This window comes from Allomuricauda sp. CP2A (assembly GCF_001683915.1).
Lineage (GTDB): Bacteria > Bacteroidota > Bacteroidia > Flavobacteriales > Flavobacteriaceae > Flagellimonas.
The window spans coordinates 31,169-45,415 of record NZ_LXTT01000026.1 but is presented as its reverse complement, the minus strand read 5'-3'; the positions used below and the strand labels follow the sequence as shown (position 1 = coordinate 45,415).

Here is a 14,247-nt window from a genome sequence, read left to right as displayed (position 1 = left end):
TTACTTTAATGTAATTTTATCAAATCCCTTTGGTACTTTATAAGGAAAACTCATGGATTTGTTCAGTTCCAGGTTCCGAAAACTCAGGTCAATGGTTGTTAATTCGCCTTTGTCCTCTGCCAAAATCTTAATTTCCTCTGGAAGCACATTTCCAGAAACATTCTGATAGGTATATTTTGCCAGGAGCTGTCGTAAACTATCCGGTTGTGAAATTTGTTGGGCGGCAATCTTAAAGTTTTTGGGCTCCACCTGAAATAAGATTTTGAACAAGTCCTTAGCCTTTTTTGGTTTCAATTGATAGTTGCCCTGAGTGACGGAAGAGGAGAATCTTTCCTTTCTCAGGTCGAGAACCGCATTGCCAAGAAGTAGGTTTTGGACCTTTTCAAAATCGAGTTCGGTTCCCAAAACATGGCTCAGATAACTGAAGTCACCATCAAAATATTCGTTCTGTAGTTTGTTATAGAATGATACTTTATTTGGTGTAATATGTGCCTTGACCATACCCAGCGGTGCACTCATCCAAATGACCTTGTCTTTTTCCATCCGAAGACTGACATTTACACCTTGACTTTCATCCCCATTGGAGTAATCAATTTTGATGCGCCCACTCAAGGTCTTGAAATTGGGTTGATTGGTATAATGGTTGTCAATGATGTTTTTGGCGGACATCCGGGAATCCACTTCCCCTCCGGTAACCGTCTTGGTACTTTTGCATGCACCAAGTGTCAGCATTGATAAAATCAATACCCACAACCGTTTCTCTCCTCCTATGTCTTTCAACCCAACCATTATAATCCCGGTTTTATCTTGTTCAAATATTCATTGGCTTTGGATGCATTGCCAATACTTGTATATGCCTTGGACAGCTCGCTGTACATCTTGTTGGCCAATTGATCATCGTCCAAAAGGTAATCCAACCCACTTTCCAAAACCTCAATGGCCTTATTGGCATTGGAGGTGTTGTTCAATGCTGCTCCATACGCATAATAAAAATAGGGTTGCAACGGATAGGAATCCTGTGCCTCCTTGGAAATGGCCAATAATTGGCCATAATCTGATGCAGATAACAGCTGTTCTATTTGTGATCGATATTGCGCCGTGGGGTCATCCTTTTTTGGACTTGTTACCACGGGTGAAACTGTTCTTTCCTCCTTTTTAGTTTGAAGGGAGTCTTTTATTTTTGAGGTCAGTTCCTCAGCAAATGCAGAACTGCCCAATCCTTCCAAAACCTTGAGGGCATCGTTGTATTTTCTCATTTTGAAATATCCCAAAGCAAGGTTTTGCTGTAACTTTTGATTGGCAAAAGGAATCTCCTGTTTAACTGCTTCCAGAGGGCTCCCTTCTTTTTCCAATACATGGAGAAGGTTGTCCAAATACCAAAAATCGGTTGGTTCTGCATTCAGGGCTTTCACGGCATATTCTTGGGCCTGCACATATTGCTTGTCCATTGCATAGGCTTTGGCCAATTCATAATCCACCACACTGTTGGATGGATCCAATTGTTTGCACTTTAACAACAAATCAATGGCCCTGTCATAATTTTGGATGCCTTTTTGTTTGAGAGCCTCAAAGAAATTCTCTTGAAACTTATCGGTATATTCTTCGAGGTATACTTCCGCGCTTTCCTGTTCTTCTTGGGCATAGGTGGGATACCATGTCAGCGTGGACACAACTAAGCACATCCAAAAAAGAAACTTTCCATTCATACTATCCCTAACGCCATTATATCAATAAAAGACATATTGCCTTATTCCAAAACGGAATAATCCCCAATACTTATGGTTTCAAAATTACCATTAAAAACAACATAATTGCCAATCATGGCATTGTCTAAATTTGCATTGTATATTTTACTATTGTTTTGTACAAGACTGTTCTTAATGGTTGTATTCTCCAGAACCGTATTGGCCCCCACGGACACATAAGGTCCCACCGTACTGTTTTTGATCACAACATTCTCACCAATAAAACAGGGCTCAATAATATTGGCATTCTCTTGTTTTACTGAATCAGCAATCAGATTTTCCCCGTCTTTTTCCAAAAAATCCAACATGCGTTGGTTGGTCTCCACGGTCACATTTTTGTTGCCACAATCCATCCATTCATCCACTTTACCAGGAACAAATTTCATGCCCTTTTCCATCATGCGTTTAATCCCATCATTGATTTGATACTCCCCTCCATGGGTTATATCGTTGTCCAAAACGTGTTGTAGCTCATTTTTAAGAATCCCGACATCCTTAAAATAGTAGATGCCTATTACCGCTAAATCCGAGACGAACTCCTTTGGTTTTTCTACCAGCTCAACTATTTCATTGGCATCATTCAATTTTACCACACCATAGGCTTCGGGGTGGTCAACCTGCTTCACCCAAATAACGCTGTCAGCAGATTTGTCCAGATCAAAATCGGCACGGATCAACGTATCCGCATAAGCAATTACCGCAGGACCGCTCAACGATTCCTTGGCACTCATAATGGCATGGCCTGTTCCCAAGGGTTGGTCTTGCCGGTATATTGAACCTTTTGCGCCCAATTCTTTTGCCAATCGCATCAAACTATCCACTACATCATCACCAAAAAAAGCAGGGTCCCCCAGAATAAAGGCTACCTCCTCGATGGGTTCCCCCAACACCTTGGCAATATCGCTCACCAAACGGTGCACAATGGGTTTTCCAGCAACGGGAATGAGTGGTTTTGGTACGGTTAAAGTGTGTGGTCGTAATCGGGAACCTCTTCCCGCCATGGGTACGATTATTTTCATATTTCACACACCTGCGAAGGCAGGTGTCTATTTTTTGCGGTTAAACTTTGCTTGTTTTCTAAGTACTCCAACAAGATTTATCTTGATTTATTATAATTCAATTTCCAGTTAAGGCTGATATCAACCCAGTTTGGATTAAAATTTTCTATTAATTTGACCTTCCAAACCCTTTTCCATTTTTTCATTTGCCTTTCTCGTTTTACTGCCTCCTGTCCATCATCAAACTCTTCAAAATAAACAAGTTTGTCACAATTGTATTTAGCGGTAAAAGACCTTGGATATAATTTTAACTTATGCTCTTTTACTCTTTCATCCAGATTATCCGTAACATCAACATAAAGCACTCCGTTAGGTCGATTGATCATTATTTGGACAGTCCAACACTTCATTTATTTGGTTGAGTTTATCCAACTTGCTATGAGCATCCTAACTCCAATGGCTAATGATTGTTTCAAAGAGATTCCTGCCTTCGCAGGAATTTAATTTGTTCCCGTACTGCCAAATCCACCAGCTCCCCTATCCGTTTCCGAAAGGGATTCCACTTCTTCCCATTCGGCACGTTCGTGCTTGGCAATGACCATTTGGGCAATACGTTCTCCATTCTCAATAGTAAATTCTTCGGATGAAAGGTTCACCAGAATCACGCCTACCTCACCCCGATAATCTGCATCAATGGTGCCAGGGGCATTCAGTACCGAGATTCCTTTTTTTGCCGCCAATCCACTCCGCGGCCTTACTTGGGCTTCATACCCCAAGGGAAGTTCCATATAAATTCCTGTAGGGACAATGGCCCTTTCCAAGGGTTTTAATACAATGGGCAACTCAATGTTTGCCCTAAGGTCCATTCCTGCGGAAGCCAAGGTTTCGTAATGGGGCAATACATGGCTTGACTTGTTGATGATCTTAATCTTCACGTCTTAAAAATAGGGTTCTTAGATTTTCTCCTTCCATTTTGTAAATCAATCCCAAAAATAACAAAAGAAGTAGGCTGCCCCCTATTAAATTTCTATTAAAAACGTAGAAGGAAAGGGCTGAAAATAGAATTGAAACGGAAAGATAGAACCCAATCTTCCGCATGTTGTAGGGTACCGGGTAATATTTTCTTCCGAAGAAATAGGACAGCACCATCATACTACCATAAGCGGCCAAGGTAGCCAAAGCTGAAGCCATATAGCCTATTTTGGGAATGAGCCCTATGTTGGTGACCAGGGTAATCAATGCGCCAACAGATGAAATGTAGGCCCCAAATTTGGTCTGGTCCGTTACTTTGTACCAAACGGAAAGGTTATGGTATATGCCCAAACAGAAACTGCCCAATAAAATAATGGGGACAACATCAAGAGCTTCCCAATAAACAGGATTGCGAATCAGAAGCTTGCCCAAAATATCAATGTAGACCACAACGCCCAAAAGGATAATGCTCCCCAGAATCACAAAATAATTGGTGATCTGTGCGTAGGTCCTTTGTGGTTTCTCCGTTTTGGCGTGACTGAAGAAAAAGGGTTCCACCCCCATCCGGAACGCAGTTCCGAACAGGGTCATGAACAGCGCCAATTTATAGCATGCGCCATATTTTCCCACTTCGGTTTCTGCAATGTCCGCTGGCAATATCTCGGTCAGTAAAATCTTGTCCAGCACTTCATTGACCGTAAACGCAACCCCGGCCAACATTACGGGACCTGCATATTTCATCATCTGCTTCCACACATCAGTATCAAATAGGTATGGGACCTTGATATATGTGGGCAACAAAATCAAAAGCGTAATACCACTGGCAATCACATTTGAAAGCAACACATAATGGATTTCCCAATTTTCCCTGTAGATGGCATTAAAAAACTCCGACTGATTTTCTTGCGCCATTTTGGGCAAAACAAGCAAGAAAAACACATTAAAGGCCAAATTTATGGCCACATTAATGGTCTTTAGGACGGCATATTTCATGGGTTTTTCCTGGGCCCTCAACAAGGCAAACGGAACAATGACCAAAGCATCCAACACCAAGATAAAAGTGGTGAACTTAATATAATCCGCATTGATGTTGGTTACATTGGACAACCACTGTTTTACGGACAGCGCAATGATCAAAAACAAGAGGGAAGAGGCCAAAAGGGATATCAGCGAAGTGGATATGATCTTTTTCTTGTCGTCCGTTTTATGGTAAAACCTAAAAAAAGCGGTCTCCATGCCATAGGCCAAAAAGACATTGAAAATAGCTATCCAAGCATAGATATTGGTATACTGCCCGTACCCCGCTGCATTTTCAAAAACAGCGGTATAGAGTGGTAACAGAAAAAAGGAAATGACCCGGGGCATTACCGTAGCCAGGCCATAAATAAAAGTCTGTTTAAAAAGCCTTTTTAATGGGTTCAATAGGTGCGTGTTCTTTAAAAACCTCTTTTAGGTGGTCACAAGTTACATAAAACGCTTTATTCCATATATGATAAAAGGTTTGGAGCCAAAAAAAGCCGCTTAGTTTGCGGCTTTTATAATTTTTATCGAATCAACTCTAATCGTTCAACGCCTCGGCCCCACCAACAATTTCCAAAATTTCATTGGTAATGGCGGCCTGTCTTGCCTTATTATAGGTCAATTTTAATTGATCCCTAAGGTCTTTGGCGTTGTCGGTTGCCTTGTGCATCGCCGTCATACGGGCCCCGTGCTCACTGGCAAAGGAATCCCGGATAGCTTTGAACAATTGGGTCTTCAATGATTTTGGTATCAACTGCTCCACAATCTCCGCCTTGGATGGCTCAAAAATGTAATCTGAAACACTGGAGGCTTTCTCATCAGAAATAGCAATGGGCAAGAACTGCTCGGACATCACAATTTGGGTGGCCGCATTCTTGAACTTGTTGTAGACCAAATCAATTCGGTCATACTTGCCCTCCGTAAATTGAGCCATTAAGAACTCGGCTATTTCAGCAACGTTTTCAAATGTCAAATCGTCATAGACATCACTATGATTTGCAACGATGGTGTTCTTTTTGCGGAGGATATCGTTGGCTTTCTTTCCAATGGTCACAAAATCCACCTGCTTTCCTGCGTAGGTTTGCCCCACCAAAGTTCTGCTCTGTTTAATGATGTTGGTGTTGAATGCTCCACACAACCCCCTGTTAGAGGTGATGGCCACCACCAAAACTTTATTGACGGGCCGGTTGTCCGTGAATGCACTGCCCGCATCACCATCCAAACTCGCACTAAGGCTTTGCAACAGTTCGGTAAGTTTATCCGAATAAGGACGCATGGCCGTAATGGCATCCTGGGCTTTCTTCAACTTGGCAGCCGATACCATTTTCATGGCACTGGTAATCTGCATCGTTGAAGAGATGGATGATATCCTGTTCCGTATTTCCTTTAGATTCGCCATTTTCTTATTTGTCATTCCGCACTTGATGCGGAATCTTTTTGGTTATGGATTCCTGCTTCCCTTCGACTACGCTCAGGGTGCTAGCAGGAATGACAATTCTTATTATGCTCTATATCTCCCTGAAAGGTCTTTCGCAACCGCAGTAAGGGTGTCGGTAACCTCATCAGTCAATTTACCGGCCTTAAGGGCATCCAATACATCCCTGTGCTTGGCATTCAAGAACTCCAAATAATCCCTTTCAAATTCTTTTACTTTATCCACAGGAACATCACGCAACAAGTTCTTGGAACCTGCAAAGATGATGGCCACCTGATCTTCTACGGTAAAAGGATCGTTCTGACCTTGTTTTAAGATTTCAACGTTTCTTCTACCCTTTTCAATGACGTTCAATGTAGCGGCATCCAAATCGGAACCGAACTTGGCAAAAGCTTCCAGTTCACGGAACTGGGCTTGGTCCAATTTCAAGGTACCGGCCACTTTCTTCATGGATTTGATCTGCGCGGAACCCCCCACACGAGATACAGAGATACCCACGTTGATCGCAGGACGCACCCCTTGGTTGAACAAATCTTGCTCCAAGAATATCTGACCATCCGTAATGGAAATTACGTTGGTAGGGATATAGGCCGATACGTCACCTGCCTGTGTTTCAATAATTGGCAATGCCGTTAATGAACCTCCACCTTTTACCATAGGCTTCAACACCTCTGGAAGGTCGTTCATGTTCTTTGCAATACCATCATCTGCAATGACTTTAGCCGCACGCTCCAACAATCTGGAGTGCAAGTAGAATACGTCACCAGGGTAGGCTTCACGTCCTGGAGGTCTTCTCAACAACAAGGATACTTCACGATAGGCAACCGCTTGTTTTGACAAATCATCATAGATGATCAAAGCAGGACGACCTGTGTCTCTGAAGTACTCTCCAATCGCTGCACCGGCAAAAGGAGCATACACCTGCATAGGAGCAGGGTCTGATGCATTCGCCGCTACAATGGTGGTATAGGCCAATGCCCCTCTATCTTCCAAAGTTTTGGCAATAGCCGCAACTGTGGATGCTTTCTGACCAACGGCCACATAAATACAATATACGGGCTCACCGGCATCGTAAAATTCTTTTTGGTTCAAGATGGTGTCGATACAAACGGTGGTCTTACCGGTTTGCTTATCCCCGATCACCAACTCCCTTTGTCCACGACCAATTGGAATCATGGCATCAATCGCCTTGATTCCTGTCTGCAATGGCTCGTTTACAGGTTGTCTAAAAATTACACCAGGGGCTTTGCGCTCCAAAGGCATCTCGTAGGTTTCGCCAGCAATAGGTCCTTTCCCATCAATGGGAGTTCCCAAGGTATCCACCACACGACCAACAATTCCTTCACCCACCTTAATGGATGCGATACGTTGTGTACGCTTTACGGTAGCTCCTTCCACGATTTCTTTGGTTGGACCCAACAAAACCACACCAACGTTATCTTCTTCAAGGTTTAGAACGATACCTTCCATTCCACCATCAAACTCCACCAACTCGCCGTATTGGGCATTGGAAAGTCCGTACACACGGGCAATACCATCCCCTACTTGCAATACGGTACCTACTTCGTCCAAGGAAGCGGTGGCCTCAAAACCTGATAACTGTTTTTTCAAAATTGCTGATACCTCAGCGGCTTTTACTCCTGCCATAGTTTAGATATAAGAAATAAGAACCAAGACGTCAGACGCATTGATTCTCTTTATTTATAGACTATTTGTAAATTCTCTTTTTAAATTGTTCAATTTGTTTGCGATGCTGGCATCATACTGTAAATCGCCCACGCGCAATACAAAGCCTCCAATGATGCTTTCGTCGATCCTGTTTTCTATGGTGACCTTGTTTCCGGTGATCTTTTTCACCTCGGCCAATATTTTCTTTTCTAAATCCGCGGTCAAGGGAATTGCCGTGGTCACATAAGCCACATCCTCTCCTTTCAATTTCTCATGAAGGATGATGTACTTAAAGGCCACTTCCTGCAACATGGCTATACGTTTGTTGCTTATCAATGTACCGATAAGTCCCTTGGTGATCTCAGAGGAGTCCTTGAAAATTTCAAGCAATGCATTTTTCTTTACCACATTATTTACAATGGGGCTCTCCAAAAGTTTTTCCAACTCGTCACTTTCAGAAATCGTCGCTGAAATATTCCGCATATCGTTTTCCACGGCTTCTGCCGCTTTCTTTTCGATAGCGAAATCCAAGGTTGCTTTTGCGTAGCGTATGGCTGCCCTGTTTTGGTTCATATTCTTTAGGTTATTGGGTTAATGGTGAAAGGCTAATGTTGAAACTATGCGACAACCACGCCTTAGCAAACCAATACCTTTTGTTTTAGTTCAATTTGATGTCGCCCAACATATCATCCACCAACTTCTGTTGTTTCTTCTTGTCGGACAATTCTTCTTTGATGACTTTTTCCGCGATTTCCAAAGAAAGGTTGGCCACTTGTGCTTTTATCTCTGCAACGGCGGCTTTCTTTTCACTTTCGATGGTGGCCTGGGCCTGCTTGATCATTTTATCCCCTTCAACCTTGGCCTGTTCCTTGGCTTCGGAAACAATGCCTTCTTTGATTTCCCTGGCTTCCTTCAACAACGCATCGCGCTCCGCTCTGGCCTCTTTCAGCAATTTTTCGCTATCGGCAGTAACGTTTTGCATTTCCTTTTTGGCAGCATCGGCAGCATCCAAAGCATTTTTAATGCCTTCTTCACGATCATTTACCGCTTTAAGGATAGGTTTCCATGCAAACTTGTACAATAGGAACAGCAACAATCCGAACAACACGGTTTGCCAAAAAAACAGTCCCAACGAAAACTCTTCCAATAACTTTTCCATATCTATGCTTTATTCTTGTACTTTTTTAAACTATTAATCAAGCAAAAGTTGCAACCAACCGTTACAACTTTTGCTCTGGGTTTTTTTGATTACACTGCAAAAAGAGCAGCAAAACCAATACCTTCAATCAACGCTGCTGCAATCAACATCGCTGTTTGGATTTTTCCGTAAGCCTCAGGCTGACGAGCGATGGCCTCCATTGCGGAACCACCAATCTTACCGATACCGATACCTGCACCGATAACAACCAAACCTGCACCTACCATTACTGGAATTTCCATATCTATCTAGTTTAAAAATTAAAATTCAACTTACTGGATTCCCGCCTCCGCGGGAATGACAACTGTTATAAATGCACCAACTCTGGGTCATCTTCATGACCTTCTGCATGATGGTCCTCGGAGGCAAATCCGAAGTACAACGCACTCAACATGGTGAAAATATAGGCTTGTAGCAATGCTACCAATACTTCTATCAATGAAATGGCAAAGGCCAGTCCGAAGGACAATGGACTTCCCAACCAGCTTTTAAAAATGAACATCAATCCGATCAAGCTCATCAATACAATGTGACCTGCCTGCATGTTCGCATACAAACGAATCAACAGGGAAAACGGTTTGATGAACAATCCCAATATTTCAATGGGCACCAAGATAATGTATAAAGGTATCTTGGCGTACCAAGGCATGGAATCACCAAGTGGATTGAATTGGTGCATCCAATAATCTTTTGTTCCGGTAAGGTTGGTCAATAAAAAGGTCATCAAGGCCAATGCAAAAGTAATGGCAATGTTTCCTGTAACGTTGATCCCCAGTGGGGTAAGGCCAAACATGTTCAAGAACCAAATAAAGAAGAAGATGGTCAACAAGTAGGGCATGTATTTTTTGTATCGCTTTTCTCCGATGTTGGGTCTGGCGATGTCATCCCTTACATATAATATAATGGGCTCAAAGAAACGGCCTACCCCAGTGGGAACACCGTTGTTCTTTGCATAGGATTTGGCCAAGCTGGTGAACAACCACAACATCAATGCTCCTGTGACAATGATCATTACCACATTCTTGGTGATGGAAAAATCCAAAGGTTTTACATTGGTGGGATGGTGCTTTTCATCGTAATTGATGGTGCCCTCGGCATCGGTCTTGTAAATTTTACCGTGGTACAGCTTGTAGTGATTGCCGTCCACTTCGGCCACGGTCTCGCCATGATGGAATTTTGAAGAGGAGAAAACCTGTAGTCCATCATCGATCAAGATAACGGGCAAAGGAAAACCAACATATTTGTGCTCTCCATTTTCCGCAGTGTAAGAGAATAAGGAAAAGTCGTGAGAATCCTTAAGGTGATGGGAAATGTACTCCTTAATTTCAGTCTTTAGGTCCTTGCCGTGTTCTTCAGTTTCGTGTTCCTGTTCTTTGGCAAAAGTGAACTGGGCCAACAATAGTGTTCCGACAAGAAGTATTCTCGTAAAAAAAGTCTTTCGCATTTCGCTCAAAATATCGGTCTCTCAAAATCGGTGCAAATGTAAGCCATTCTTCCAAAAAGAAAAAAGCTTTCAAACTTTTATTTTTGAGGATTTTGAGCCGACTAATCTTCAGGGGATTCCTCCAAAATTTTGAGCATTCTGGAAGCAAAAAAGGTCTCCAGAAAAAGAGCGATGGCATACGGGACAAAAAAAGCGGCGAATTCCTGACCCGACATGTCCCCATTTCTAATATAAGTGGGATAAAAAAAGATGAAGAAAAAGACAAATTTTACCAAGCTTCCCGCCATGAACAAAAATCCGATTTGGTTTTTTAACCGCTCCCTAAAACGGAAAAGCAACCCAAAAATGACAGCGGCCAAAATCCCATTGATTATGTAGGAACGCACAATCAAGTTGCCGTAAAGTGGGAAACCCTTGCTGGATAAAACAAACAAATGCCCTGCAAAAGCAAGAATCAATAATACCAAAAGGAGAATAAGGAACTGGGTGAACAGATTAAGCTTGAACATCAATATTTAATACGTTTTAACTGCTGCAAAACTAGCCAAATAGAAATTGCCACTCCCAATAAAGTGGCAATTACCGTAAAAATATTCTTTTCATTTTGATATTCGGCGTCCAACCATTTTCCGCCTTGGACGGACAAATAAATAATGGCCCCCATTTCAAAACCAATGCCTGTTAGGATGGCGGCATTTCTAAAGTTGTTCTTCTTTTTAGGAGGCTTTTGCTGGCTCATTGCTTTTTGTGGACTCCAATTTTGGTGCGGCTGTGGACGAAGTGGTCGTGGTTGCACCTTTGCCCATGGTACAGGCCGCATTGAACGTGGCACCAGGCTCAACCGCCAATTTGGCCACGGTTACGGTGCCTTCAATAATGGCAGAGGCCTTGAGCGAAAGCAACTCCTTTACAGAGAGCTCACCATTGAACTTTCCTTCAATATCAGCATTTACGCACTCCACTTTTCCGTTGATGTAGCCATCTTTTCCAATGACCACTTTTCCTGATGTTTTTACATTCCCTTCAAGCTTGCCATCAATTCTAAAGTCAGCTTCGGAAGTAATGTCACCTTTTATCTTGGTGTTCTTTTCAATTCTGTTGGGCTGTCCGCCAAATTCATTCATAGGTCGTGGTTTTTTGTTGTCAGAAAACATTGTGTTCTAGGGTTTTGGGGTTAAAATATGTTCTTTGTATGATTCTAAATTCTTGTGGACCTGTACAATCTTGTAATTGTCTGATAAAACTACAAAATTCTCATCTTTAATGCGGTAGTCTTTGTTGTTTTTAATAAGCTCTGCAAAGCCCAGGGCAAAATCTTTGGACCGGAATCCATGCACCACCACAAACTGATCTTCCAGATTATAAATGTCCTTGGAAACAATGTTTCGGTAGTTCAATTCTTTTATGGCCTCTTCAAGACGCTTCTTCAATACCAATGCCTTTTCATTGTCCCTTATTTTAAACGGAAAGACCACTTTCCAATTTGCGGTTCCCGATGAACCCGTTTCCGGGGAAAATTCCTTGTTTTCCAATTTGGGCAATTGTTCATCCACAATTTGCTCCGCTTTTTTCCCTTCGGGATTGTTGGGGTAGGTCAGGGCCACATAGTTCAAGGCTTCCTTAAAAGGTTCAAACCCCTGCAAGCGGCCAATGGCGTTGGCCTTCAACATTTCAAATTTTGGTACGATGGGATCCCCCGTGAACGTATTGATGTATTCTTCGGACATGGTAATGACCCGCAGATATTCTTGCTGTTCGTATAGTTTGAACAATGCTGCATAGCGTGCATCAGGACTATCGGTATTGCCTTCCAGAACCGCCTGTGGGTTCAATAATATCTCAGCATAACGGGTGTCCGGATGGTTGTTGATGATATCCTGTTTCATGTTTTGGGCCAACGGACTGCCGCTTTCCTCATAAATTTTGTACAAGTTGTATTTTGAGGGAAGAATTAACCGTTCCTCTGGATTGGAAGCCAAAACCCGCTCCAACTTAGCAGCCGCCAAAAGGTTGTCCTTGAATTTTTCCTTATAGATCAACCCCAGTTGATAATTGGCGAAATTCCGCTCGGTCCACAGACTGTCAATTACAGCTACATCCGTAGGAATTTGGTTCAGATAGAAATCCACTGAATATTTTTGGTCTTCGGTAAGGTTTTCTGTTGATGGGTCGTTGCCTGCAACTTGTTCCCCGGCAGCCTCGGACACCAATGTTCTGGATTTGTTGCTCCAACGCCAATCGTCTTCCAGGGTGCGTTCGCCCCATCGGGTCCTAAAGTCATTTTTGCCGTACCCTAAACTGGTGATGTTATAAAAGTAGAACTTCCCCTTATTATCTTTCCCGCCCTTCGTCTTTTCAAAGGCGGCAAAACCAGCCGCTGCTTGTTGCTGTTTCTTGGCTTCCTCCTCTTCGGCTTTGCGCTTCAGTTCTGCAATGTGGTCCTCAAAATAAGCTTTTCGCTCCGCCTCGGGCATCTGGTAAACCGTGATTACGCTATCCGTATACTGAACAATGTCCTCGTATTTGATGACATCTTCCAAATTATCCAACCTCTTTTTAATGTCCCTGTGCTTTCTGGTGTTTTCGGTCAGGTTGGTCAAGGTGCTGTCGTAATAAGCCCCTGCCGTTTTGTATTCATCCTCATCAAAATAGTAATCTGCGAGACTTTGGTAGTTGAGGGCATTCAGTTTCCGTTCACCTTGTGTGGCGCGGATGGATTTATTGTAATACGCCAAGGCCAAACTATCCCGTTCGTTGGCCAGGTGGAACTGGGCCACTTCGCGATAGATCTTATCCAAAAAAGGTCGGTTTTCCCGATTCTCTTCCAAATCGGTCAGGTATTCCAACATTTCCTCCTCATTGGCATCCGTGATTTCCGTGTTCTGAATTTTTTGGAGGTGGGCATTGATCATATATACCCGAGGCGATTTTCGATTTAAATCGATGACCTTGTCAAAAGCATAATTGGCACTGTCCTTATGCCCCAATTGATTGTACAACTGCCCAATGATGAACAAGTATCTTCCTTTTTCGGGGTTCTTTTTGGTGTAGGCTTGGGCAACCTTTAATTTTTGGATGGCCGTGTCCGGAACATTCAGGTTGATGTAGCACTGGGCCAAAACCGCATTGGCATCGGCATACTCCTGATCCTTGAGCGATTCATATTTGAACAACCGTTTCAGGTTTTTAATGGCCACTTCCGGATTGTCCAACCGCATATTGGTCTTTTCACGCCAAATGGTGGCCTCGTTCAATTTATCGCTCTCCACATATTTTCTGAGGATATAATTGAAGGCTTCCAAAGCGGGAATATAGCGTTGGTCAAAATAGCGCGACTTGCCCAAAAGGAGGAAAGCTTCGTCCGTCTGCGGATTTCGTTCTTCATCCTTAATATCCATGCTGTGCTTTTGGATGGCCTTGGTGGCCTTCTCCTCAGCAATGATGAAATTGGGGTTGTTGTCCTCGGAATCGAGCTTTATCTCGTCGGTCACTTCCAAGCGTTCCACGGGGAGGATTTCCCAATAATCGTCCCTGTAACTGGCATTTAACTCCTCCCGGCCCTGTTCAAAAGCGATATTGCCATTGTACAGGGTGTTGTACTTGGTGTTGAGGGCATGCCAATTTCGGTTGATGAACTTGTCCTTTTGGGTAGAGCAGGAATTGAAGAGCAGCCCTCCCAGAACCATGGCGATGATAAGTGTATGTTGAAGCTTCAAAATTATCGATAATCGTGTGTAACCTTAACTGAAAAAAACACAGATTATTAT

The 14,247-nt window shown here is 43.0% G+C and carries 16 protein-coding genes; all 16 read right to left on the bottom strand.

The window, feature by feature from the left end:
• Positions 1-789 carry a DUF4292 domain-containing protein gene (locus A7D14_RS02885; protein ID WP_067029747.1) on the bottom strand — a complete coding sequence of 263 codons (789 nt, stop codon included), beginning with the start codon at positions 787-789 and terminating at the stop codon, positions 1-3.
• A complete protein-coding gene (locus tag A7D14_RS02880) occupies positions 789-1,682 on the bottom strand; it encodes a tetratricopeptide repeat protein (RefSeq protein WP_141673202.1) in 894 nt (297 codons plus the stop codon). The genes A7D14_RS02885 and A7D14_RS02880 overlap by 1 nt, the downstream gene beginning before the upstream one ends.
• 65 nt (positions 1,683-1,747) lie before the next feature.
• Positions 1,748-2,764: a sugar phosphate nucleotidyltransferase gene (locus A7D14_RS02875; RefSeq protein WP_067029743.1), complete on the bottom strand. Its 1,017-nt coding sequence runs from the start codon at positions 2,762-2,764 to the stop codon at positions 1,748-1,750.
• A 77-nt stretch (positions 2,765-2,841) separates the two neighbouring features.
• Entirely contained in the window at positions 2,842-3,153 is a 312-nt protein-coding gene (locus A7D14_RS02870) for a GIY-YIG nuclease family protein (protein WP_067029741.1), read from the bottom strand.
• A gap of 90 nt (positions 3,154-3,243) precedes the next feature.
• On the bottom strand, positions 3,244-3,678 hold the full coding sequence (dut, locus tag A7D14_RS02865) for a dUTP diphosphatase (RefSeq protein ID WP_067029739.1): 435 nt from the start codon (positions 3,676-3,678) through the stop codon (positions 3,244-3,246).
• Positions 3,668-5,137 carry a lipopolysaccharide biosynthesis protein gene (locus A7D14_RS02860; RefSeq protein ID WP_067029737.1) on the bottom strand — a complete coding sequence of 490 codons (1,470 nt, stop codon included), beginning with the start codon at positions 5,135-5,137 and terminating at the stop codon, positions 3,668-3,670. The genes dut and A7D14_RS02860 overlap by 11 nt, the downstream gene beginning before the upstream one ends.
• Before the next feature lie 136 nt (positions 5,138-5,273).
• On the bottom strand, positions 5,274-6,134 hold the full coding sequence (gene atpG / locus A7D14_RS02855; RefSeq protein ID WP_067030199.1) for an ATP synthase F1 subunit gamma: 861 nt from the start codon (positions 6,132-6,134) through the stop codon (positions 5,274-5,276).
• A gap of 102 nt (positions 6,135-6,236) precedes the next feature.
• Positions 6,237-7,817 (bottom strand): F0F1 ATP synthase subunit alpha, encoded by a 1,581-nt coding sequence (atpA, locus tag A7D14_RS02850; protein ID WP_067029735.1) that lies wholly within the window; start codon positions 7,815-7,817, stop codon positions 6,237-6,239.
• A gap of 54 nt (positions 7,818-7,871) precedes the next feature.
• A complete protein-coding gene (gene atpH, locus A7D14_RS02845; RefSeq protein WP_067029733.1) occupies positions 7,872-8,411 on the bottom strand; it encodes an ATP synthase F1 subunit delta in 540 nt (179 codons plus the stop codon).
• An 85-nt stretch (positions 8,412-8,496) separates the two neighbouring features.
• Complete coding sequence (locus tag A7D14_RS02840; RefSeq protein WP_067029731.1) at positions 8,497-8,997, bottom strand: F0F1 ATP synthase subunit B; 501 nt, start codon at positions 8,995-8,997, stop codon at positions 8,497-8,499.
• Between the two features lie 89 nt (positions 8,998-9,086).
• Entirely contained in the window at positions 9,087-9,278 is a 192-nt protein-coding gene (atpE, locus tag A7D14_RS02835) for an ATP synthase F0 subunit C (RefSeq protein WP_067029729.1), read from the bottom strand.
• 65 nt (positions 9,279-9,343) lie between these two features.
• Positions 9,344-10,480, bottom strand: coding sequence for a F0F1 ATP synthase subunit A (gene atpB / locus A7D14_RS02830; RefSeq protein ID WP_067029728.1), 1,137 nt, complete (start codon positions 10,478-10,480; stop codon positions 9,344-9,346).
• Between the two features lie 101 nt (positions 10,481-10,581).
• Positions 10,582-10,989 (bottom strand): hypothetical protein, encoded by a 408-nt coding sequence (locus tag A7D14_RS02825; RefSeq protein WP_067029726.1) that lies wholly within the window; start codon positions 10,987-10,989, stop codon positions 10,582-10,584.
• A complete protein-coding gene (locus A7D14_RS02820; protein ID WP_067029716.1) occupies positions 10,989-11,219 on the bottom strand; it encodes an AtpZ/AtpI family protein in 231 nt (76 codons plus the stop codon). The genes A7D14_RS02825 and A7D14_RS02820 overlap by 1 nt, the downstream gene beginning before the upstream one ends.
• The gene (locus tag A7D14_RS02815; RefSeq protein WP_067029714.1) at positions 11,197-11,634 is read right to left on the bottom strand and encodes a polymer-forming cytoskeletal protein; all 438 of its coding nucleotides are present in this window, start codon (positions 11,632-11,634) and stop codon (positions 11,197-11,199) included. Before A7D14_RS02815 ends, A7D14_RS02820 begins: the two co-directional genes overlap by 23 nt.
• A gap of 6 nt (positions 11,635-11,640) precedes the next feature.
• A complete protein-coding gene (locus A7D14_RS02810; RefSeq protein ID WP_083157953.1) occupies positions 11,641-14,166 on the bottom strand; it encodes a tetratricopeptide repeat protein in 2,526 nt (841 codons plus the stop codon).
• Positions 14,167-14,247: the final 81 nt, after the last annotated feature.